The 21,061-nt window shown below is 70.9% G+C and carries 19 protein-coding genes; 7 read left to right on the forward strand and 12 right to left on the reverse strand.

Going from position 1 to position 21,061, the window contains the following annotated elements; genetic code table 11:
- Window positions 1-19: 19 nt before the first annotated feature.
- From ACFWU3_RS26290 to ACFWU3_RS26310, 5 genes are all read right to left on the reverse strand, one after another.
- Window positions 20-2,122: a xanthine dehydrogenase family protein molybdopterin-binding subunit gene (locus tag ACFWU3_RS26290; protein ID WP_384442355.1), complete on the reverse strand. Its 2,103-nt coding sequence runs from the start codon at window positions 2,120-2,122 to the stop codon at window positions 20-22.
- Window positions 2,119-3,123, reverse strand: a complete 1,005-nt coding sequence (locus ACFWU3_RS26295; protein WP_384442358.1) for an FAD binding domain-containing protein — start codon at window positions 3,121-3,123, stop codon at window positions 2,119-2,121. Before ACFWU3_RS26295 ends, ACFWU3_RS26290 begins: the two co-directional genes overlap by 4 nt.
- A complete protein-coding gene (locus tag ACFWU3_RS26300; RefSeq protein ID WP_384442361.1) occupies window positions 3,120-3,686 on the reverse strand; it encodes a 2Fe-2S iron-sulfur cluster-binding protein in 567 nt (188 codons plus the stop codon). Before ACFWU3_RS26300 ends, ACFWU3_RS26295 begins: the two co-directional genes overlap by 4 nt.
- 214 nt (window positions 3,687-3,900) lie before the next feature.
- Window positions 3,901-4,818 (reverse strand): S1 family peptidase, encoded by a 918-nt coding sequence (locus tag ACFWU3_RS26305; protein WP_340471532.1) that lies wholly within the window; start codon window positions 4,816-4,818, stop codon window positions 3,901-3,903.
- A gap of 686 nt (window positions 4,819-5,504) precedes the next feature.
- Complete coding sequence (locus tag ACFWU3_RS26310) at window positions 5,505-6,077, reverse strand: TetR/AcrR family transcriptional regulator (RefSeq protein WP_384442364.1); 573 nt, start codon at window positions 6,075-6,077, stop codon at window positions 5,505-5,507.
- A 127-nt stretch (window positions 6,078-6,204) separates the two neighbouring features.
- Between ACFWU3_RS26310 and ACFWU3_RS26315 the strand changes: the two genes are divergently transcribed.
- Window positions 6,205-6,918: an SDR family oxidoreductase gene (locus tag ACFWU3_RS26315; RefSeq protein WP_384442366.1), complete on the forward strand. Its 714-nt coding sequence runs from the start codon at window positions 6,205-6,207 to the stop codon at window positions 6,916-6,918.
- A gap of 205 nt (window positions 6,919-7,123) precedes the next feature.
- Here ACFWU3_RS26315 and ACFWU3_RS26320 read toward each other — a convergent pair whose 3' ends face one another.
- The 3 genes from ACFWU3_RS26320 to ACFWU3_RS26330 form a co-directional block, all read right to left on the reverse strand.
- Complete coding sequence (locus tag ACFWU3_RS26320; protein WP_384442369.1) at window positions 7,124-8,023, reverse strand: hypothetical protein; 900 nt, start codon at window positions 8,021-8,023, stop codon at window positions 7,124-7,126.
- Window positions 8,020-9,030, reverse strand: a complete 1,011-nt coding sequence (locus tag ACFWU3_RS26325; protein WP_384442372.1) for an SPFH domain-containing protein — start codon at window positions 9,028-9,030, stop codon at window positions 8,020-8,022. Before ACFWU3_RS26325 ends, ACFWU3_RS26320 begins: the two co-directional genes overlap by 4 nt.
- Window positions 9,031-9,261: 231 nt before the next feature.
- Window positions 9,262-10,707 (reverse strand): glyceraldehyde-3-phosphate dehydrogenase, encoded by a 1,446-nt coding sequence (locus ACFWU3_RS26330; RefSeq protein WP_313948092.1) that lies wholly within the window; start codon window positions 10,705-10,707, stop codon window positions 9,262-9,264.
- A gap of 125 nt (window positions 10,708-10,832) precedes the next feature.
- Between ACFWU3_RS26330 and ACFWU3_RS26335 the strand changes: the two genes are divergently transcribed.
- Complete coding sequence (locus tag ACFWU3_RS26335) at window positions 10,833-11,318, forward strand: hypothetical protein (protein ID WP_384442376.1); 486 nt, start codon at window positions 10,833-10,835, stop codon at window positions 11,316-11,318.
- 16 nt (window positions 11,319-11,334) lie between these two features.
- Here ACFWU3_RS26335 and ACFWU3_RS26340 read toward each other — a convergent pair whose 3' ends face one another.
- Window positions 11,335-11,841 carry a GNAT family N-acetyltransferase gene (locus ACFWU3_RS26340; RefSeq protein ID WP_384442379.1) on the reverse strand — a complete coding sequence of 169 codons (507 nt, stop codon included), beginning with the start codon at window positions 11,839-11,841 and terminating at the stop codon, window positions 11,335-11,337.
- 11 nt (window positions 11,842-11,852) lie between these two features.
- Window positions 11,853-12,911 (reverse strand): AraC family transcriptional regulator, encoded by a 1,059-nt coding sequence (locus ACFWU3_RS26345; protein WP_384442382.1) that lies wholly within the window; start codon window positions 12,909-12,911, stop codon window positions 11,853-11,855.
- A 104-nt stretch (window positions 12,912-13,015) separates the two neighbouring features.
- Here ACFWU3_RS26345 and ACFWU3_RS26350 point away from each other — a divergent pair, with 104 nt between their 5' ends.
- The 5 genes from ACFWU3_RS26350 (at window position 13,016) to ACFWU3_RS26370 (ending at window position 19,681) form a co-directional block, all read left to right on the forward strand.
- On the forward strand, window positions 13,016-13,849 hold the full coding sequence (locus tag ACFWU3_RS26350) for an NAD(P)H-binding protein (RefSeq protein ID WP_384442385.1): 834 nt from the start codon (window positions 13,016-13,018) through the stop codon (window positions 13,847-13,849).
- A 203-nt stretch (window positions 13,850-14,052) separates the two neighbouring features.
- Window positions 14,053-15,231 carry a hypothetical protein gene (locus ACFWU3_RS26355; RefSeq protein ID WP_384442388.1) on the forward strand — a complete coding sequence of 393 codons (1,179 nt, stop codon included), beginning with the start codon at window positions 14,053-14,055 and terminating at the stop codon, window positions 15,229-15,231.
- Between the two features lie 556 nt (window positions 15,232-15,787).
- Window positions 15,788-17,896, forward strand: coding sequence for a SpoIIE family protein phosphatase (locus ACFWU3_RS26360; RefSeq protein ID WP_384442391.1), 2,109 nt, complete (start codon window positions 15,788-15,790; stop codon window positions 17,894-17,896).
- Window positions 17,897-18,105: 209 nt separating this feature from the next.
- Window positions 18,106-18,801 (forward strand): DUF4142 domain-containing protein, encoded by a 696-nt coding sequence (locus ACFWU3_RS26365; RefSeq protein WP_384442394.1) that lies wholly within the window; start codon window positions 18,106-18,108, stop codon window positions 18,799-18,801.
- 280 nt (window positions 18,802-19,081) lie between these two features.
- The gene (locus ACFWU3_RS26370) at window positions 19,082-19,681 is read left to right on the forward strand and encodes a hypothetical protein (protein ID WP_384442398.1); all 600 of its coding nucleotides are present in this window, start codon (window positions 19,082-19,084) and stop codon (window positions 19,679-19,681) included.
- A 65-nt stretch (window positions 19,682-19,746) separates the two neighbouring features.
- Here the strand turns inward: ACFWU3_RS26370 and ACFWU3_RS26375 are convergent, their stop codons facing one another.
- The gene (locus ACFWU3_RS26375) at window positions 19,747-20,601 is read right to left on the reverse strand and encodes an NAD(P)H-binding protein (protein WP_384442401.1); all 855 of its coding nucleotides are present in this window, start codon (window positions 20,599-20,601) and stop codon (window positions 19,747-19,749) included.
- A complete protein-coding gene (locus ACFWU3_RS26380) occupies window positions 20,598-21,023 on the reverse strand; it encodes a nuclear transport factor 2 family protein (RefSeq protein ID WP_384442404.1) in 426 nt (141 codons plus the stop codon). Before ACFWU3_RS26380 ends, ACFWU3_RS26375 begins: the two co-directional genes overlap by 4 nt.
- Between the last annotated feature and the right edge of the window lie 38 nt (window positions 21,024-21,061).

Consider the following 21,061-nt stretch of genomic DNA (forward strand, 5'->3'; position numbering starts at 1 on the left):
CATGGCGCGCGGCGGAACCTCACAGCGACGCCACATGCGGCAGGACGACATCCGGCGTGAGCGGCAGCTCCCGCAGCCGCACCCCGATGGCGTGGTGGACGGCGTTGCCGATCGCCGCCGCCGCGCCGACGATGCCGATCTCCCCGATGCCCTTGCTGCCCATCGGGTTGAGGTGATCGTCCTCCTCGTCGATCCAGTGCGCCTCGATCTCCGGGACATCGGCGTTCGCCGGCACGTGGTACGAGGCCAGGTCGCTCTCGGTGAAGTCGCCGAAGACCGGGTCCAGATGGCTGCCCTCCGTCAGCGCCATGCCGATGCCCATCGTCATCGCGCCGGTGAACTGGGAGTGCGCGGTACGGGCGTTGAGGATCCGGCCGGCCGCGAACATCCCGAGCAGTCGGCGCACGCGAACCTCACCCGTGACCGTGTCCACCTGGACCTCGGCGAACTGCGCGCCGAACGCGTGCCGTGAGTACGGCGATTCCTTCGCCGTCTCCTCCTCCGTGTCGACGGTCACCGTCAGCCCCTGCGCCGGCAGTTGGTTCACCAGCCCGTGCAGGCGCTCGACGAGGGTCCGGCATGCCTTGTGCACCGACCAGCCCCAGGACGCCGTCCCCGAGGAGCCGCCCGCCAGCGGGGCATGGGGCAGGTCGCTGCTGCCGATGTCCACACGGACGGACTCCAGCGGTACCCCGAGCGCGTCCGCCGCGATCTGCCCGAGCACGGTTCGGGCCCCGGTGCCGATGTCCGTCGCGTTGACCCGGATGCGGAACGTGCCGTCGGCGGCGGCATGCGCCGAGGCGCTGGAGGCGCTCACCTGAACCGGGTAGGTGGCGGCCGCGACCCCGGTGCCCAGCAGGAGGGCGCCCTCGCGGCGGATGCCCGGTTGTGGGTCCCTGGGCTGCCAGCCGAAGAGCCGCGCCCCTTCGGCGAGGCACTCGGTGAGATGCCGGCTGCTGAAGGGGCGGCCGCTGTCGGGCTCCTCGTCCGGCTCGTTGCGCAGCCGCAGAAGTACCGGGTCCACGCCGGCGGCCACGGCCAGTTCGTCCATCGCCGACTCCAGGGCGTACATGCCGGACGCCTCGCCGGGAGCCCGCATCCAGGAGGGGGTGGGGACGTCCAGCGCGGTGACCCGGTGGCCGGTGCGGCTGTTCGGCGAGGCGTACATGATGCGGGCGGGAACGGCCGCCTGCTCGACGAACTCCCTGATCGTGGACGTCTGCGTGACGACCTCGTGGGCGAGGGCCCGGATCACGCCGTCGGTGTCGGAGCCGATCCGCACCCGCTGGATCGTGGGAGCGCGGTGACCGACGACCGCTGCCATCTGGCGGCGGGGGAACACCACCTTGACGGGCAGCCCGGTGTGACGGGTGGCCATCGCGGCCAGCACCACCTGGGGCCGGGGCGTGCCCTTGGAACCGAAGCCGCCTCCGACGTGTTCGGAGAACACGGTGATCTTCCCCTGCCGCAGCCCGAACATCGCGGCGAGGGTGTCGCGTACGGTACTTGCGCCCTGGCTGCTGTCGTACACCGTCAGATGTCCGTCCAGCCACCACGCGGTCGCGGCATGCGGCTCCATGGGGTGGTTGTGCAGCGCGATCATGCTGTACGTCGCGTCGACCTGTACGGACGCCGAGGCGAAGGCTCCGTCGAAGTCCCCGCGCTCTCGCAGGCCGGCTGCGCCGGCGTTGGCCTCCTCCGGTGTGTAGAGGCCCGGGTGGTCGGCCGTGAGCGTGACGTCGGGCTGCTCCTCGTCGTACTCCACCCTCAGCGCGTCGGCGGCCGCTTGGGCGTTCTCCGGGCTGTCGGCGACGACGAGGGCCACGTACCAGCCGCGGTGGGGAACCTCGGCGCTCTGGAGGACCGCGAGGTTGGCGTCGTCGGGAGGCTCCAGCCGGGGCGCGTTCTCGTGGGTGAGCACCTCGTGCACGCCCGGCAGAGCGAGCACTTCGTCCGCGTGGACGGCGGTGACCCGCCCCCGGCCGATGGAGGCCGGGACCGGCCAGGCATAGAGACAGCCCGGTGCGGTGTGCTCGGCCGCGTAGCGTGCCACGCCCGTGACCTTGTCGGCGGCCTCCCGGCGTACGGCAGGCGACCCCAGAACGCCCGGTGTCTGCGTCATGCCAGGTCCTCGCTGTTCGGGTGCGGGGCGAGCCCGGTCAGCACGCTGACGGCGAGGTTGCGGGCGAGCGGCACCTTGAAGCCGTTGTCCCGCAGCGGCGACGCGGCGGCCAGCTCCGCTTCCACGGCCCGGGCGAAGTTCTCCGGAGTCGCGGGCGCACCGCGCAGCGCCTCCTCGGCGACGCGAGCGCGCCAGGGGCGGTGGGCGAGCCCGCCGAACGCGAGGGCCGCGTAGCGCACGGCGCCCTGCTCGAGCTCCAGCACGGCGGCGACGGACACGAGGGCGAAGGCGTAGGACGCCCGGTCGCGGGCCTTGCGGTACCGGGAGCGGACGCCGATGGGGCCGGGCGGCAGTTCCACGGCGGTGATCAGCTCACCCGGCCGGATGACCGTGTCCTGCTCCGGGCGGTCGCCCGGGAGCCGGTGGAAGTCGGTGACGGGCACGGCGCGCTCACCCTCCGGGCCGTACAGATGCACGGTGGCGTTGAGCGCGGACAGGGCCACGGCCATGTCCGACGGGTGGGTGGCGACGCAGTGGTCGGAGTGGCCGATGACCGCGAGATCCCGGTGGGCGCCCTCCTGGGCGGGGCAGCCGCTGCCGGGAAGCCGCTTGTTGCAGGGCTTCGTCGTGTCCTGGAAGTACGGGCACCGCGTGCGCTGGAGCAGATTTCCCCCGGTGGTCGCGGTGTTGCGCAGTTGGCCGGACGCCCCGGCGAGCAGCGCCTGGGAGAGACAGGGGTAGCGGGACCGGACGCCGGGGTGGGCGGCGAGATCGCTGTTGCTCACGCCCGCTCCGATGCGCAGCCCGCCCTCGGGGGTGTCGGTGATCCGGTCGAACGGCAGCCGGCGGATGTCGATGAGCATCTCGGGGGCGGCGACACCGAGCTTCATGAGGTCCACGAGATTGGTGCCGCCGGCGAGGTACTGCGCTCCGGCGTGGGAGGCGAAGGTGTCGATGGCGTGATCGGCGGTGGCCGCCCGGAGGTAGGCGAAGGGTTTCACCGTGCCACATCCTCGATCGCCCGGACGATGGAGGGGTAGGCGCCGCAGCGGCACAGGTTGCCGCTCATGCGCTCCCGGATCTCCATCGGTGTCAGTTCCGCCTCGCCGCCGCCCGGGTACTCCGGCGGTGTCACATGGGAGGGGTGTCCCTCGGCCGCCTCGGTCAGCATGCCGACCGCGGAGCAGAGCTGGCCCGGGGTGCAGTAACCGCACTGGAGGGCATCCCGCGCGATGAACGCCTCCTGCAACGGGTGGAGCCTCGCGCCGTCGGCGAGGCCCTCGACGGTGGTGATGTCCGCCCCGTCGTGGGCGACCGCGAGCATCAGACAGCTGTTGGCGCGACGCCCGTCGACGAGCACGGTGCAGGCGCCGCACTGTCCGTGGTCGCAGCCCTTCTTCGTACCCGTGAGATCCAGATGCTCCCGCAGCACGTCCAGGACGGTGGTCCTGTGGTCGAGCGTCAGCGGATGCTGGGTTCCGTTCACCCGGAGGGTGAGGGAGGAGCGGTGGGCGTTCACCGCGCGCTGGGTCACCGTGCCCTCGGGTCGGCTGGTTGGCTCCACGGCACAGTGCCTTTCGGTCGCTCGTCCGGCGCTTTGCCTCTTTCCTACCAGTACGCGGCGTTTGGTGCGGCTCGGGAGACCGGGACATACGTCGGGCCGGCGGCCCGCCTCGCGGCGGACCACCGGCCCTCGTCGTGCGTCGATCGGGTGCATCCGATCAGCGCCCCGATCGGTCAGCGGATCGGGGCGCTGATCGGTGCGTCGAACCGGTGTGTCAGAAGACGCTCACGCCATAGGCGCTCAGCGCCTCGGTGACCGGCTGGAAGAACGTGGTGCCACCGGAGCTGCAGTTGCCACTGCCTCCGGAGGTGAGACCGAGCGCGGTGGAACCGGCGAACAGGGAGCCACCGCTGTCGCCGGGCTCCGCGCAGACGTTGGTCTGGATCATGCCGTAGACGATGTCGCCGCCGCCGTAGTTGACCGTCGCGTTGAGACCGGTCACCGTGCCGCCGCGCAGACCGGTGGTGCTTCCGCTGCGCTGCACGGCCTGGCCGACGGAGGCGTTGCCCGCGGACGTGATGTCACGGTACGAGCCGTTGTAGAGGTAGACCCGGCCGTCGGCGGCGGACGCGTTCGCGTGCCGGATGATGCCGTAGTCATTGGTCGGGAAGCTGGATCCCGTCCTCGTGCCCAGCACCGTGGTGTTGGCCGAGTTGGTGTACCAGGTGCTGCCGATGTTGGTGCAGTGTCCCGCGGTGAGCGCGTAGTAGGTGCTGCCGCTGCGGACGTTGAAGCCGAGGGAGCATCGTCCGCCGCCGGCGTAGATGGCCTGGCCGCCCGCGATGAGCTTGTTGAAGGTGCCCGGGGTGCGCTTGATCTCGAGGGTGCCGGCCTGTGCCCCGGCGGCCTTCTTGATCTGGGCGATCTCCGCGGCCGAGACGCTCTGGTCGGCCGTGACGACGAGCTTCCCGGTCGCCTTGTCCGTGTACCAGGCGGTGCCGGCGACGTCCGCGCCGAGCACGGCGTTGTTCGCCTGGGCGAGCTGGGCCGTCGTGGCTCGTGCGACGGTGCCCGTCTCGGCGACGGCCGTGGGGGCGGCAAGCGCGGAGACGGTCAGCAGACCGGTGGCGACGGCGATCAGCCGTCCACGTCTGCCTACGCCGCCGAGGGGGGAGAAGCGCTTGATGTTCACTACATCCTCCGGTGGGGGTTCCGGGGCCCGTTGGGTGGGCGGGCCCTTGAGCGCCGCGACCGGCTCGTCGACCGGGTGAACGGTCATGAGCCTGCCAAGCGGTGCGGTAGGAATCCTGTGCTCCGGATGGAGTGGCGACAAGATCGCCTTTCGGCCGCTCTACGCGCGTCCGCGATCCGTGCGAGGTGAATCGCGCGGCCACCGCCCCGTGTTGGCCCGTGCTTGCGAGGGTGCTCCCGGCGTCGCGGAGGGGTGCGGCGGAGCGCGCGACCGTTTGCTCACGTAGCGTCAGCTCGCCTCGGCTTCAGGAGTGACACAAGGTTTTCGAGTGGTACATGCGGCGTGAACCGGAATCGCACGCACCGTTTCTGCTGTTCAGCGTCCGGTCGGCGGCGGAGGCGTGCGCTCGCGGCCTCTCGGGTGATCTACGCGGATCGAACGGGCCCGCCCGTGGCGGGTGCACACGGGCGTGAACCTTTCCGAGGGCGCCGTCGGGCGGGCCGGGGGCGGCCCGACGGGGTGCTGTCGCCGGGCCGGCGACGCCGCCGGCGGGTCTGAAAGGGGTGGACCGGTCGGGGGAGGCCGCCGTTATGGGCCCGATCGCCACCCTTGGGTCACCCTCCGCGCGTGTCCGGAACTGGACGCGTCGATATGCCTCTTCGCGGGAAGGGGCGCTCGGGACCGGACTACTTCGTCATTCCCGACGCGTCCATGAGGACCCGCGCGGTGGTGAGTGTCAGTCCGTCGAGCTGCTCGGCGCCCACGCCGGCCCGTGCGCTCGCTCCGTCGAAGAGAAGCGTCAACTGCCGTGCGAGCAAAGCCGGGTCGCGGGCCTCACCGTGCTGCGCCTCGAGGCGGAAGTACTCCGTGAGGGTCTGCTTCACCTCGCGGGCGACCTTGCTCGCCGGATGCTCCGGGTCCTTGAGCTCCACCTGTGCGGCGAGGAACGGGCAGCCCCGGAAGCCGTCGGTCAGGGCCTGGGCCTCCAGCCGCTCGAAGACATGGAGGATCCGGTCCCGCGGCGGACGGGTGTCGTCCGCCGCGGGGAAGAGCGCCGTGGCATACGCGGGGGCGCGCCGCTCCAGGGAGGCGGCGAGGACCGCGTCCTTGCTGTCGAACAGCTGGTACATCGAGCGCTTCGAGACCCCGGCGGCCTTGCACAGCGCTTCGACGCCGATGTTGACGCCCTGGAGATAGAAGAGCTCGGCCGCTGCGTCGAGCAGCCGGTCACGTGTGGACGCCGTCGCTGTCGTGGTCATGCGACCGAGATTACCTCGCGGACTTGCACAGGGAAAACGATCGGTTTACCTTGGTGGAAACCGATCGGTTTCCATGCCGTGCGAAACACCCCTCTCGCGGCCCCACACGGAACGAGGAGAGATCACCATGCAGATCGAGGGCGCAGTAGCTCTGGTCACCGGAGGCAACCGCGGACTGGGGGACCAGTTCGTCAGGGCGCTCCTCGACCGCGGAGCGGCGAAGGTCTACGCGGCGGCCCGCAACCCGGACAGCGTGACGACCCCGGGTGCGGTGCCCCTCGCGCTCGACATCACGGACCCCGCATCGGTACGGGCCGCGGCCGAGCAGGCCCAGGACGTGTCGCTCCTGGTCAACAACGCGGGCATCTCCACCGGCACGGCCATCCTCGACGGCAGTACGGACGGGTTCCGGCGCGAGATGGACACCCATGTCTTCGGCACGCTGGACATGAGCAGGGCCTTCGCTCCTGTGCTCGCCCGCAACGGAGGCGGCGCGCTGCTCAATGTGCTGTCGGTGCTGTCCTGGTACGTATTCCCGGACAACGCCGCGTACAGCGCGGCCAAGGCCGCCGAGTGGGCCGTGACGAACGCGTTGCGGGTCCAGCTCGCCGGGCAGGGGACCCTGGTCACCGCACTGCACGTGGGATACATGGACACCGACATGGCCGCGGCGGTCGAGGGGCCCAAGGCCGACCCGGCCAAGGTCGCCCACGGGGCGCTCGACACCATCGAGGCGCGCCGGTTCGAGTACCTCGCCGACGACATCAGCGCGCAGGTCAAGGCCGGCCTCGCCGCGGCCCCCGCCGCGCTCTACCCGCAGGTGGCCGAGCTGCTGGGCTAGGTCGTCCCCGCAGGCCGGCGTCCTCCGGCACGCCGGACGGCACCTGGCCTCGGGCATCCCCGCAGCGCCCGGCGGCACCGGACTCCCGCGGCTCCCGTTCCCGGCGGGGGCCGCGGGTCATTCCCCGGCCGGACCACGGGGAGGCGGTCGCAGGGTGGCCTCCGTGCCCCTCACAGGAACAGCGGCAGCCTGACGTCCGCGCCGCTCACACCAACAGCCGCAGCCTCGCGTCCGCGACACCGAGACGTACGCTCTGGCCCCAGGTCAGCTCCAGGGCGTCGCTCTCGATGCCGTCACCGAAGACCACCAGACGGTCGGACTCGACGACGAGTCGCAACTGCTCGGCACGTTCGAGCACCCCCTCGACCAGCGTGGTTCCGGTGGTGGGGGAGGGCCATGCCTCGCGGACGAACCAGACGAGCCGGGGATCGGCGGGACCGGGCAGCGTCAGCCGACTGGTGCGCTCCTGCCACAGGGAGCGCAGCCAGCCCGTCGATCCCGTGCCGGTGCCGACGAGGACACCCGACGAGGCCTGGGTCTCCGCGGCACCGTCGTCGGCACCCGCATGCAGCCGGTAGCGCGCGCTCTGGTGGCCCGGCCGTCCGAGATAGATCTCGTTCAGCGCCCGCAGCCGCTCGGTGTTGTCGGCGACCGCCTCCACCATGGTCAGCTCGTCGAACGAGCCGCCGCTGTTCATCGCCGCCCCGAGCAGCCGGCCGGCGTCCCGCGACCGGTGGCGCACCAGGACACCCGGGTTGCGGCCCGGGTCCGTGTCGATCCCGATCACCGGCTGACCGTTCAGGTACTTCGCGGTGTTGGCCACCAGACCGTCAGCCCCGACGACGACCACGACATCCTCGGGACCGAAGAGGAAGCGGTCGAGATCCGCTCGCTCCACGCGTGCCTGCCGCCAGTTCAGCGGCACCGAAGCCGTCACCTCGGAGAGGACGCGCCGTGCGCGCCGATGGCGTTCGGCGACATCCTCGATGCTCCGCCCCCGTGAGGAGAGGAAGAAGCCCGCCTGCCCGTGCGTCCCGTGCAGGGCGAGCAACTCCTCGTACTCACTGGTGCGATGCACCAGCACCGCCCGCGGGGCGAGACTCATTCGTGGTCCCCCTGCGGGCGGCCCAGCTTGGCGAGCAGACCGGTCAGCACGTCCGGGGACACGGTGAGACTGTCGATGCGCGGCAGGTTCTCGGCCAGCCGGGACCCCGTCAGTGCGTGCAGCGTGGACGCGTCGACCTCGGCGTGCACCCGCAGCCAGGCGGCCTGGGCATGTGCCCGGGCGTCGCCGACCTCACGGGCGGCCTCGGCCTCTGCCGTGGCGAGCCGGACCGTACGAGCGGCTTCCGCTGCGGCCCGTACGCCGTCGGCAGCGGCCGTCTCCTCGGCCTCGCGACGGGCGTTCGTGCCGCGCTGCTCGACCAACTGCTCCTCCCTGCGGGCGAGTTCGATCTTGCTGGCGAGCTCGTTCTCCGCGATGGCGCGCTCGCGCTCCACGGCCACGGCCCGACGCTCGTACGTCGCCCGGTCCGCCTCCTGCTGGATCTGCTCCCGTGCGGGCGTGCGCAGCGCCCGTTCCACCTCGGGCTCGGGCCGCAGGGCCACGACGCGGACGGCCACGACGGCGATGCCCGTGGCCGCCAGTCGGGGCTCCCCGGCGAGCCCGTCGCTCATGCGCTCCCGTACGGCGGCGACTCCGTCCGTCAGGGCGGCGGCGAGGGGGGTGCGGGCCAGCACGTCGAGGGCGTGCTGCTGGGCGGTCTCGGTCAGCAGGGTGGAGATCTGCTCCAGCGGTGCGCCGCGCCAGACGCCGGTGTCGGGGTCGACGGAGAAGTCGAGCCGGGAGGCGGCGGTGGACGGTTCGCTGATCCGGTAGGTCACGGTGGCCTGGACGGTCACGTCCTGGAAGTCCGCGGTGCGGGCGTGGAAGGCCATGGACTCCTCCCGGTCGTCCACGGGAATCTCGCACAGCGCGGCGGTGAGTGCGCGGTACCAGAAGCTCAGTCCCGCTCCGTCGTGGACCAGCTCGCCCCGCCGGTGGTGGCGGACGTGAGCGGTGGGTGCGGAACGAAGGTGGCGCCATCCGAAGCGCCTGATGATGTCTGCCATACCGGCCCCCTTCTCGTCTCCTCGACGATATATGTCGAGCCGGTTATCGTCAATGAGACGAAAGTCGGGCGGGCGCCTGCTCGAACCGCGCCCCTGTGGTGTCCTCCGACCGTCAACGCGCCGACGACGCAGGCCGGTTCGCCGCACCCGCTGCACCCGGACCGAATGTCCGCCCACAGCAGAGCGGCCGGCCCCGCGGGGGCCGGCCGCCGGATCGTGCTGATGGACCGGTCAGGCCACCGGGACCGGGTACGTCGGGTACTCGACCCCGGAGACGTGCTGGACCACGCGGATGACCTGGCACGAGTAGCCGAACTCGTTGTCGTACCAGAGGTAGAGGATCGCGTCGTCGCCCTCGACCTTGACGGCGCCGGCATCGACGATCGAGGCGTGGCGCGAGCCGATGAAGTCGCTGGAGACCGCGTCGGGGGCGCTGATGAAGTCGATCTGGCGCTTGAGCGGCGAGTTCAGCGAAACGTTGCGGAGGTGGTCGAGGACCTCCTCGCGGGTCGTCTCGCGTGCGAGCCGCAGGTTCAGGATGGCGATCGAGACGTTCGGCACCGGGACGCGGATCGAGCTGCCGGTGATCCTCGCCTTGAGGTCGGGCAGCGCCTTGGCGACGGCGGAGGCGGCGCCGGTCTCGGTGATGACCATGTTGAGCGGCGCGGAACGGCCGCGGCGGTCGGCCGCGTGGTAATTGTCCAGCAGGTTCTGGTCGTTGGTGAACGAGTGGACGGTCTCCACGTGGCCGCGCAGGACGCCGTATTCGTCGGCCATCGCCTTCAGCGGCGGGACGATCGCGTTGGTGGTGCAGGACGCGCAGGACAGGATCTGCTCGTCCGGCTTGATCGTGTCGTGGTTGACGCCGTGCACGATGTTGGGGACGTCACCCTTGCCCGGGGCGGTGAGGACGACCTTGTCGATACCGGGGCGCAGGTGCTTCGACAGTCCCTCGCGGTCGCGCCACTTGCCGGTGTTGTCGATGAGGATGGCGTCCTTGATGCCGTACGCCGTGTAGTCGACCTCCGACGGGTCGCCCGCGTAGATGACCTTGATCTCGTTGCCGTTGGCGTTGATCGTGCTGTTCGACTCGTCGACCGTGATCGTGCCCTGGAACTGGCCGTGGATGGAGTCGCGGCGCAGCAGCGAGGCGCGCTTGACGATGTCCTGGTCGCCACCCTGGCGGACGACGATGGCCCGCAGTCGCAGGCCGTTGCCGGAGCCGGCCTTCTCGATGAGGAGGCGGGCGACGAGACGGCCGATGCGGCCGAAGCCGTAGAGGACGACATCGCGCGGCTCGCGGCGCTCGATCTTGTCGGCACCCGTGGCGCCGGCGACGGCTTCGGCGGTGAACTCCGCCACCGAGAGGCCGCGGTCGTCGGTCCGGTAGGTCTCGGCGAGCAGACCGATGTCGATCTGGGACGGACCGAGGTCGAGCGTGGTCAGGGCCTGCAGGAACGGAAGCGTGTCGGTGACCGAGAGCTCGACGCCGGCGATCTGCCGGGCGAAGCGGTGGGTCTTGAGGATGCTGACCACCGACTTGTTCACCAAGGAGCGGCTGTGGAGAAGGACCGTGACGTCCCGCTCCCGGTGCAGCTTCCCGATGACGGGGATCATCGACTCCGCGATCTCCTCGCGGTTCTTCCAGTTGGTGAACGAGTCGTCATTGACAGTCACAGGAGTATCTTTCGAGCTAGGCGGTGCTCATATGCTAACCCGCCCGTCTTTTGATCATGCGGGCGGTGTCGGCCCGGCGAGAAGGGCGCCCTTCTCCGCCCGGCCCGTATGGCAGGCTGCGCCGCATGTCGGGAGATCCGTACGACGGCCACAACCCCCTGCTCGTACTGCTGCTGGCCCTGGCGGGCCTCCTCGTCACGCCCTGGGCCGGAGTCCGGGCGGTGGTGTTGCTGATCCGTGCGGGCGCCACGCGGTCCGCGCGTGCCGGCGCCAAGGGGCTTGCCGTTCTGGCCCGGGCGGGTGCGGTCGGTGTGTACACCTGGGGCGTACTGCACCTCGCCTTCCTGGATGAAAGCGGACAATCCCAGGCGTGTCGGGAGGCGGTGGGCAAGGAGAACGCCCAGCGTGTCGAGGGCTACGAACCGTCGTTCGTTCCCTTGCGCTTCGGCTGCCGCGTCGAAGGCGGGCGGATCCACGAAGCCGCTGTGCCCGGCTATGTGAACCCCGCGGCAGTGATCTTCGGCGTGATCGCTGTCGCTCTGACGGTCGCCGTCCGCTCCCGCCCCGAGCCGGCGGAGGCGACTGCGATCAGTGCGCCCTCGTCAACCTGAGGTGGAGCGGGGTGAGTCAGCGCGTCCGACGACGGACCAGGACGCGGGTGGTGCTGCCGGAGTCCTCCTCGACGTCCCGGACATGCTCGAAGCCGATCCTGGCCAGCAGATTCAGCGATGCCTCGTTCGCCTCGGCCACGGTGGCGAACACCTCTGTCAGACCGAGGGAGTTGAAGCCGTGGGCGACGAGTGCCTCGGCCAGCTCGGTCCCCAGCCCGGAGCCCCAGGCCGTCGGCGCGAGCGCGTAGATGATCTCGTGGCCCCCGACGTCCTCCGTGGGCTTGATCTCGGCATGTCCGACCAGGAGACCGTCGCGACGAACGGCCCAGAGGTCGAACAGATCCCGGGCGTAGACCTTGGTGAAGATCCGCCCGAACAGCGCGCGGTCCGCCGCTTCGGACGCCGGACCGTCACCCATCCACCGCGACACCTCGGCGTCCTGGAAGAGGGCGACGAAGTCCTCTTCGTCCTCGGGGGTGTACGGCTCGAGGACGAGCCGCTCGGTGTGCAGAGTCGGGTTCACGGGTGTCGACGCTACCCATGGGAAATCGGGGTCGGCAAACGCCTTTTGCCCGCGGGGGCACGGTTGCTTCCGACTCCGGTTCCTGCTCCGGTTCCCTCTCCCGCTCCGGCCCTTGATTCCGAGGACGTGCGCCGGGCGGCCGTCCGGTGGAGGCTGGGCCGGGTGCCGTACACACGCTTGAAGGCCACGCTGAGTCCGAAGGCGCTGCGGTAGCCGACCTGCCGGGCGATCGATTCCGCGGTGGCCTCGGTGCGCGCCAGCAGATCCGCGGCCCGTGCGAGGCGCCAGCCGGTCAGGTAGGCCATGGGCGGCTCACCGACCAGGTCACTGAAGCGGCGGGCGAGAGTCGCTCGCGAGACGCCGGCTTCTTCCGCGAGCGCCGTCACCGTCCAGGGGCGCGCGGGTTCGTCGTGGATCAGCCGCAGGGCCTTTCCCGCGACCGGATCGCCGAGCGCGCGGTACCAGCCGGGCGCTTCGGCCTCCGGGCGCGTGAACCATTCCCGCAGCGTGGCGAGCAACAGCAGATCGAGCAGCCTGTCCAGGACGGCTTGCTGCCCCGGATCGTCCCGGCCGATCTCCTGGGCGGTCAGGTCGAGAATCGGCGAGGGCCTGCCGTCGTGGCGAACGACGAGCACCCGCGGCAGTGCGCTCAGCAGCCGTTCGGAGACCCGGCCGCCGACCCGGTAGCTGCCGGTGAGCAGGACGGTCGGGCCGTCCAGGCTGTTCCCGCAGGTGCGAAGGCCCAGAACGAGTTCGTCGCCGATCTCCTCGCCGTCGGCGGTCGTGCAGTGATCGGGTCCGTGGAGCACATACAGCGGAGGTGCCGGTACGTCGGCGCAGTCGGCGACGGAGAACGGCTGCGACCCGACCACGATGGCCACATCACCACTGCCGAGCGCCACGGGCGCGGCGTCGCCGGGGACGACCCAGCCGGTACCCCGCAGCATGGTGATCAGGGTGAGCGGTGTCCGGTCCGCGAAGCGCACCGACCAGGGAGGGGCCACGAGGTTGCGGCTGAACAGGGCACCGTCCGACCGCACTTCGTAGAGCAGGCTCGCCAACGCATCCATGCCGCAAGGCTAGACGCCGATCCGCCGTCGCGGTGAGACGCTGAGACATCCAGCTGAGCGGCGAGGCCATTCCGACGCTCACCCCGAACGCATTGACTGTCCGCATGACAAACAAACCGATCCTGGTCCTCGGCGGCACGGGCAAGACGGGACGCCGCGTGGTCTCCCGCCTTCGACAGCGCGGACACGAGGCGCGGGTGGCTTCCCGGAAGGGGCCGACCCGTTTCGACTGGAACGACGAGAACACGTGGGAGCCGGTGCTGGAAGGTGTCGGCGCGGTCTACTTGGTGGACTCGCAGCTCAACGACGCGGCGGTGTCGCTGAGTTCCTTCAGCAAGCTTGCCGTGTCCGGCGGAGCCGAGCGGCTGGTGCTGTTGTCCGCTCGCGACTGGGTCGTGCCCGACGGCGAGGAGAAGCTTCCCTGCGAGCGGGCGGTGCGGGAGTCCGGTGCGCAGTGGACGATCCTCAAGCCGGCCTGGTTCGCGCAGAACTTCGGCGAGGACCCGTTCTTCCGAGGTCAGGTGACGGACGGCGACGTCGTGATGTCGGCCGGCGAGGGGGTCGAGCCGTTCATCGACGCCGAGGACATCGCGGACGTCGCCGTGGCCGCCCTCACCGAGGACGGCCACGGCGGACAGGCCTACGAACTGACCGGACCACGCCTGCTGAGCCTGCGGACCGTGGTCGAGGAGATCGCCCGGGCCACGGGCCGGGACATCGTCTACCATCCTGTCCCACCGGCCGCTTTCGAGGCCTACGCGGTGCGGCAGGGCCTGTCGCAGGAGTACGCGGCCCTGCTGAACATGCTCTACGGATGGATCGGCGAGAACCGCTTCGCGGAGCTCGCCGACGGCGTGCAGCGGGCGCTGCACCGCGAACCCCGCGACATCACGGACTACATCGGAACCACCGCCGCCACCGGTGTGTGGCACGGCTGAGCGGAACCCTTCCCCGGCCGGACGCCGTCCGGTCGGGGAAGGGGTGACCGCGGTGCGCAACGGCTGGCGGGCCGGTGCCATGCTGGGCCGACAGCCGGGCGCCGCGCGGGAGATCCGTACCGCCGCTCAGGCCGAACCCGGTGGCACCCACGGGGCCCGGCCCGGCGACCGATCTGCACACCACAGCGAGGTGAGGGCGCACCATGCGGTTCCGTATCACCGTCGAGAGCGACGACACGGACGCTCCCGAGGAGATCGTGGCCCTCTGCACGGACGCGACGGGCTACTACATCGACCCACCCCCTCCTGCTCGCCACCGCTACGAACTGCGCGGGTGCTCGCCGGCGGGCGGACTCGCCAGGGCTGTCGCAGCGGCGCTCGACAACGGCTCGGCTCCGCTCGGAGGCCTGACCCTGCGAGCCCTGGACCGGCACGGAGAGCCGGTGGAACCGGCCTGGGACGTGTGGTGCCTGACGGACGTACGGATTCTGGGCGCTGGGTCGGCGGGCGCGCGGGGGACTCCCGTCGACATCACGATCGAGGCCGTCATGGGCGGCCACGGTGCCGGGGACGGATACGACGAGCAGCCGGAAGTCCCCGAAGTGCCCCCGCTGTTCAGCGGGTTCGCCCTGATGGACCGTGACGACGAGGACTGGGGTGTGTGCCGGCAGGTGGCACTGATCGACAAGGAACCCGAGCCCGACGTCGTGCCTCTGCGGCTTCTGGGATGTGAGCTGCGGGGACCGCTGTCGGCCGCGTGGGAATCGGGGGAGGACCGGTTCGAGCTGGGCGGTGTGTATCTGGCGTCCCTGGACCGCTCGGGTGTCGTCATCGATGAGCACTGGACCTGTCTGCACGTCGACTCATGGGTTCCCTCTCCGGCCGGCACGGGGCGCGTGGACCTCACTCTCGACGTGTCGTGCGACGACTTCCGGTCGTCGGCGGCCGGCACGGTCCATGAGATGTGGTGGGAGGGACCTCCCCGGGAACCCCATCTCTGGTCCGCGCTGAGCGGCTCGGAGCGGGTCGCCTGGTCGAACGCCACACAGAACAACCGGACCGCGCGTCCCGCACCCGGCGCTCCGGTCCGGGCCACCATCCATCTGGACGGCCGACACATCACCGACGTGCAAGGGTTCGCCCTTGCCCTGGGCGAGGCCGTCAACGGCCCGGGCGGTTGGTTCGGCGCGTGCCTCGGGACCATCGACCACGCCCTCGGCGGCGACTGGGGCGCCCGCCCCCCGTTCACCCTGGTGTGGCACGACCACGAGGTGGCACGCGCGTGCCTCGGCCGCACGCCGCTCACCTACGACGCGTCCCCCTCCTTCGCCGAGATCCTGGCATTCTTCGCTGCGCGCAAGGTGGACGTCGTCCTGGCGTGAGTGGCCCCTGTCCGGCAGACGGGGGCCTGCCCGAGGGCCGAGGCTGCTGCGTTCGCCTCATCTGCGCTGCGGGGAGAGTGTGACGGACCGGCGGCGGGTATCACGGATCGCATGATCGCTCCGCCGCTCGCGGGTCCGGGGCGGGGTGGCCCTATCGGTGCACGGCGAAGGGTGGGTGACAGGCGATGCGCGTGGTGTTCCTGCTGTCTCTGGGTGTCGTCTTCGGCGGCCTGATCTACTTCCTCGGGGTGGCCCTGCTGTAGCGAGCCATGACCGGGCCCGGCTCGGCGACGGCATCCATCACCCGGCGCCGGGGAGGCCGCAGGCGGTCTCCCCTCGGGGCGTGGGCGCATGTCGTCGCGCGCAGACGGGCGTAGTGTCCCCTTATGGGTGACGTTCGGTGTGGCGGGTGCTGCGGAGCCCTGCGCGGGACGACGCCGGTGAGCGCTCGCTCGGTGGCGCGGGTGACGGGAGACACCGGGCCGGGCGAGGTACCCGTCGATGCCGACCCGGGCACCACCGATGCAGTGACCGGTACGGCTCCGCGGGAGACCGGATGAGCCGGAACCCTTCCCGCCCCACGAGGACCGCGGACACCGGCAGTCAGCTGCTGGACGCCGCTCTGATCGATGTGGTGCGCCAGGCCGGTGCGTCCAGAGGGATGTTCTATGTGCTGTCGCCGGCGGGGGAGGCGCTCTGGCTGGTGGTGATCACCGGCACTCCGCGCGAGATCGCCGCTCCGTGGACACGGGTGGGGCTGACCGATCCGATTCCGGTGGCGGACGCGGTGCGGGAACGGCGTCTGGTCTGGGTCGGGGGCGTGGAGGACGCGGCGCGCCGGTACCCGCGGCTGTCGCTGGTGCTGCCGTACGACTTCGCCCTGGCGGCCGCCCCCATCACGTCGAACGGCACGGTCCGGGGCGCGCTGGTCCTGCTGTGGCCCGGCGCGCATGCGCCCGGGATGAGCCCCGCCGAGCGCGACGCCACGGAGAAGGGCTGCCGTCGCCTCGGGCGCATTCTCCAGGTGGCTGCCGACGAGGGAGCATCGCTGCCGCCGAACCGGCCGCGCATACTGGCTCCCCTGGCACTCGGGGAGGCGACCGCGAGGGCCGCGTTCATCGACCGGCTGCCCGGCGGGTCGTGCGCCATGGACTTGGGCGGCCGGATCACCTTCATCACCCCCGACGCGGCCGAACTCCTCGGAGCCGAGGCGTCGGACCTGCTGGGCGCCAGGCCCTGGGAAGCCCTGCCGTGGATGGACGTGCCCGAAGTCGAGGACCGCTACCGGGCCGCGCTGGTCAGCGAGCAGCCCACGTCGTTCACCGTCGTGCGTCCGCCGGACACCTGGCTGGCGTTCGAGCTGTACCCGGACCCCTCCGGCATCAGTGTCCGCATCACCCCGAGCCGCCCCGCCGAGAGCAACACCGCAGCTCAGCAGGTACGCAGCTCGGGGCCGAGCCGCGCCACCCTGCTCTACCACCTGATGCACATGGCCGCCACGCTCACCGAGGCCATCGGTGTCCAGGACGTCGTCGACCAGGCCGCCGATCAGCTCATGCCGGCACTCGGCGCGCAGGCCATGGCCATGATGACCGCGGAGGAGGGGCGACTGAAGATCGTCGGCCATCGCGGCTACAGCGCCGCGCTCATGGAGCGTTTCGACCTCGTCCCCCTGTCGGCGGACACTCCCGCGGCCCATGTCGTCGCCACCGGCGCTCCGAGCTTCTTCGCCTCCTTCGCCGATCTGAAGCGCTCCTACGCCGCGGCGGTCCATCAGGACGACATGGCCTCGTGGGCCTTTCTGCCGCTGATCGCCTCCAACCGCACCATCGGCACGCTCGTTCTCGCCTACGCCCGTCCCCGTACCTTCCCGCCCGCCGAACGTGCGGTCCTCATCTCCCTGGCCGGTCTGATCGGCCAAGCCCTGGACCGGGCCCGGCTCTACGACACCAAACACCGCGTGGCCCGGCGCCTCCAGGACGCGCTGCTGCCCGACGCCCTTCCTCGCGTCCCGGGCCTCAGCGTGGTGGCCCGCTACCTGCCCGCCGGGCACGGCATGGACGTCGGCGGCGACTTCTACGACCTGATCCGCTTGGACCGCACGACCGCCGCGGCGGCCATCGGCGACGTTCAGGGCCACAACATCGACGCCGCAGCCCTGATGGGGCAGGTCCGCACCGCCGTCCACGCCCATTCCACGATCGGCGCACCGCCCGGCGACGTGCTGAGCCGGACGAACCGCCTGCTCATCGACCTCGACCCCGGCCTGTTCACCAGCTGTCTGTACGTGCACCTGGACCTCGGACGCCAGGCCGCGTGCCTGGCCACGGCCGGCCACCCCAGACCACTGCTGCGTCACCCGGACGGCCGCACGCATGTCCTGCACGTCCCGCCCGGGCTTCTGCTCGGCATCGACCCGGAAGCGGAGTACCCGGCTCTCGAGATCCCGCTGCCACCCGGCAGTGTGCTCGTCCTGTACACCGACGGACTCATCGAATCCCCCGGAGTGGACCCCGACGACGCCGTCGCCGCACTCGCCCGGCTCGTCGAGGACGCGGACGCCCACGATCTGGAGGGCCTCGCGGACACGCTGATCGAGCACGCACCCGGCCGTGGCGACGACATCGCCCTGCTGCTCATCAGCCCGCAGCAGAGCCACGGATGACCGGAATCCAGGCGGGGCGGCCGCCCCGACTCCCTTCCGGATGAGAGTGGTGGGTCGCCACGGCGGGCGTGCGAACCCGGTTCTCTCCCGGTCGCGTTGAACGGTCCGGCACCTTCGTCCGTACTGACGGATGCGCGCCGTGCCAGTCGCCGTCCCAGTGCTCCCGACACGAGAGCAGTTCGTTCGTCATGCCGAACCGGGAGGCACCCATGCCATCGAATCGACGCGCAGCAGCATCCGCCCTGCCCATGCGCACCATCGGGATCATCATCGCCGCATGCGCGGTCGTCGCCACGCTGTTGATCGTCACCCGAGGCGGCGACGAGGAAGCGGCCGCCGATCCGGTCTCCGCCGGAGTGCCGCAACATGCCGGCGCCCACGACGCGGCTGCCGACACGGCCGTCGGGGCGGCGGCACCGGAAGGTCAGGCCCTTACCGAGGTGGACAAGACGTTCCTGGTCAAGGTGCGTCAGGCGGGTCTGTGGGAGATCCCGGCAGGGAAGCTCGCACAGACGCACGCCTCGAGCGAGTCCGTGAAACGGGCCGGACTCCATCTCATCGACGGTCACAGCAAGCTGGATCAACTGGTACGCGAGGATGCCCGGATCCTCGGTGTCGCCCTGCCCAACGAAGCCACTCCCGAACAGCAGGGATTCGTGAAGCAGATGGAGAACGCGCAGGGGCCGGAGTTCGACCGGATCTTCGCCAATCTGTTGCGCGCCTCGCACGGAAAGATCTTCGCCACGATCGCCGAAGTCCGGGCGGGCACGCAGAACGATCTCATCCGCCGCCACGCGCGTCAGGCCAACCAGACGGTCCTGGACCATCTCGAAGTTCTCGAGGACACCGGATTCGTCGACAGCGCGACGTTCCAGGAGGTCGAAACGGCTGTGAAGCCGAAGTAGCGCGCCGTCGTGCCGGTCGCACGCCGTGGTGGCTTCGACCAGCCCTCTGGACCAATCCATTGCACTGTGCAAAGCTTCCGGGTGAGGGACCGGCATCGGGCCGGCCCCTGCCCGGGAGCACGGCACTGGCACGGTGACGCCGCTCGCACAATTCAGAGGGTTCGACGCCGGATCTCTCCTTGCCGCGTGGCCGGTGTAGCGGGCCGCATGCGGCCGTACCGGCGTCCTCGGCGTCCTCGTCGTGACTGCTGCCCGGTAGCCGGTCCGTAAGCTCCACCCCATGACCGGATCCGCAGCCGAGAGTCTCCATGCATGCCGGACGAACCTCGGCCCCGCGCCACGCACGTTCGATTTCGGCGACAAGCGCCGCTATCTGCGGATCCCTCTTCCCGAGTGGATCGCTGCCGCGGAACCGCTGCGGGAGATTCTGTGGCAGCAGAACACCCTGCTCCGGGAGGGGCGGTTGGTCTGGGCTTCCTTGGTGCAGGCGGACGAGCGGCTCTTCCTGCCCGGCGATCACGACCACCCCTCGACGGTGATCTACAGCCCGGACGCCGCCGCCTTCGACGACCACCCCGAACGCCTGCGCGCCATGGCCCGGGCTCTGTACGCGCTGAACAGCGGCGGCCACGAGGATCCCGCGCCGGGTGCCTTCGCCGCGATGCTCGCCGACGAGACGCCGTACCTGCCGAGGACGCGCGTGCCGAAGGATCTGGCGGGTGACGACGAGGTCTACCGCACCCACATCATCGTCTGCCGCCGCCATCTGCCCGACGGCGTCCTCCGTCACGCCCTCTTCCCGTTGCTCGTCCATCCGGACCTCACACCGAGGGCGATGATGCTGCCGAGCCGCTACTGGCCCCCGGAACTCGCCCACTGACGCGGAGTCCTGGCCCGAGAGCCGTCATCGCAGGAGTCGCTGCCGACGCGCGGTGAGGTGGGGTGTCAGCGCCTGACCGGGCGCAACTCCCGTTCGGCGACGGCACGGAAGCTGTTCGGCCGGCGGCCGGTGAGACGCTCGACCGTGTCGGTGGTGCGGTCCTCGACACCTTCGGCGATGGCGAGGTCCATGCCGGCGAGCATCTCCGCGAACTCCGTGGGCATCTCGGCGCTGAGGCGGTCGCGCATCTGCTCGTACGTCAGCCGACAGTGGCTGACCGCCCGTCCGGTGACCTCGCCGAGAACGGCGGCGATGTCGTCGTAGCCCAGTGCCTGCGGTCCGGTCACGACGAGGTCGGTGTTCGGGGCCCGCGCCTCGGTCAGCGCGTGGACGGCGACGGCTGCGATGTCATCCGCGTCGACGAACCCGATGCGCCCATCACCGGCCGCCGTCCGGATGGTCCCCTCCTCGCGGATCGTCCGGGCGTGTGTGTGGTCGCCGGTGAAGTTCTGCATGAACCACGAGGGCCGCAGGACCGCCCACTCGGGGAACAGCCCCGGTAGCGCGCGGTGCACCTGGCCCACTGCGGGACCGCCCTCGGGGATCGCCGACGAACTGAGCAGCACGGCGCGGTGCACCCCTGCGCCGCGGGCCCGCCGGAGGAAGGGCAGCATCACGGCCGCCGGATCCGGAGCGCCGAGCGGCGGGATGAGATAGATCCGGTCGACGCCTTCGAGGGCGCCGGCGAAGGAGGCGGGGTCGTCCCAGTCGAACCGCACCGGGCTGCACCCGTCCACCGGGGTGGCGCGTCGGCCGGCCGCCTTCACGGGGTGTCCCGCGGCGGTGAGCCGCGCGGCGACGCGGCTGCCAGTGGTGCCGGTGGCCCCGACGACCAGGGTGAACTTCCGGGCCGTGGTCATCCGTTGCTCCCGGCGAAGTCGGTGGCGGGGTCCTGGAGGGCGAGCGGGTTCCAGTAGTCGCGGTACCGGGTGATGAGGCCGTTCTCGACGGTGACGACGGCGATGTAGGACATGTCGAAGGGGCTTCCGGTCTCCACCAGGCGGCCCACACCACGCATCTCGACCACGATGGTCTCCGGGGCGACGGTCCGGTGGATCTCGACGTACGGGAAGTCGTGAAGATCGATGTGGTCCGGGTAGCCGCGCATGTAGTCGGCGACGGCGGCCTTGCCTTCCAGCCGCTGCGGCCAACCGTCCGGTGCGAAGGGGAATTCGAGGACGCCGGCCTCGTCCCACAGGTCGACCCAGGCGGGGATGTCCTTGTCCAGCAGCAGCTTCAAGCCGTGCCGGTACAGGTCCGCGGGTGCGGTGATCGCGGTCATGGGGTGACTCCGTCCCGTACGATACGGACCGTGGGTCC

Source organism: Streptomyces sp. NPDC058685, from assembly GCF_042714725.1.
In the GTDB taxonomy this organism is placed as follows: Bacteria; Actinomycetota; Actinomycetes; order Streptomycetales; family Streptomycetaceae; genus Streptomyces.

Coding starts and splice junctions, on each gene's coding strand:
- ACFWU3_RS26290 (WP_384442355.1), bottom strand. CDS start 2,122: ATGACGCAGACACCGGGCGTTCTGGGGTCGCCTGCCGTACGCCGGGAG.
- ACFWU3_RS26310 (WP_384442364.1), bottom strand. CDS start 6,077: ATGACCACGACAGCGACGGCGTCCACACGTGACCGGCTGCTCGACGCA.
- ACFWU3_RS26315 (WP_384442366.1), top strand. CDS start 6,205: ATGCAGATCGAGGGCGCAGTAGCTCTGGTCACCGGAGGCAACCGCGGA.
- ACFWU3_RS26320 (WP_384442369.1), bottom strand. CDS start 8,023: ATGAGTCTCGCCCCGCGGGCGGTGCTGGTGCATCGCACCAGTGAGTAC.
- ACFWU3_RS26325 (WP_384442372.1), bottom strand. CDS start 9,030: ATGGCAGACATCATCAGGCGCTTCGGATGGCGCCACCTTCGTTCCGCA.
- ACFWU3_RS26335 (WP_384442376.1), top strand. CDS start 10,833: ATGTCGGGAGATCCGTACGACGGCCACAACCCCCTGCTCGTACTGCTG.
- ACFWU3_RS26345 (WP_384442382.1), bottom strand. CDS start 12,911: ATGGATGCGTTGGCGAGCCTGCTCTACGAAGTGCGGTCGGACGGTGCC.
- ACFWU3_RS26350 (WP_384442385.1), top strand. CDS start 13,016: ATGACAAACAAACCGATCCTGGTCCTCGGCGGCACGGGCAAGACGGGA.
- ACFWU3_RS26355 (WP_384442388.1), top strand. CDS start 14,053: ATGCGGTTCCGTATCACCGTCGAGAGCGACGACACGGACGCTCCCGAG.
- ACFWU3_RS26360 (WP_384442391.1), top strand. CDS start 15,788: ATGAGCCGGAACCCTTCCCGCCCCACGAGGACCGCGGACACCGGCAGT.
- ACFWU3_RS26365 (WP_384442394.1), top strand. CDS start 18,106: ATGCCATCGAATCGACGCGCAGCAGCATCCGCCCTGCCCATGCGCACC.
- ACFWU3_RS26370 (WP_384442398.1), top strand. CDS start 19,082: ATGACCGGATCCGCAGCCGAGAGTCTCCATGCATGCCGGACGAACCTC.
- ACFWU3_RS26375 (WP_384442401.1), bottom strand. CDS start 20,601: ATGACCACGGCCCGGAAGTTCACCCTGGTCGTCGGGGCCACCGGCACC.
- ACFWU3_RS26380 (WP_384442404.1), bottom strand. CDS start 21,023: ATGACCGCGATCACCGCACCCGCGGACCTGTACCGGCACGGCTTGAAG.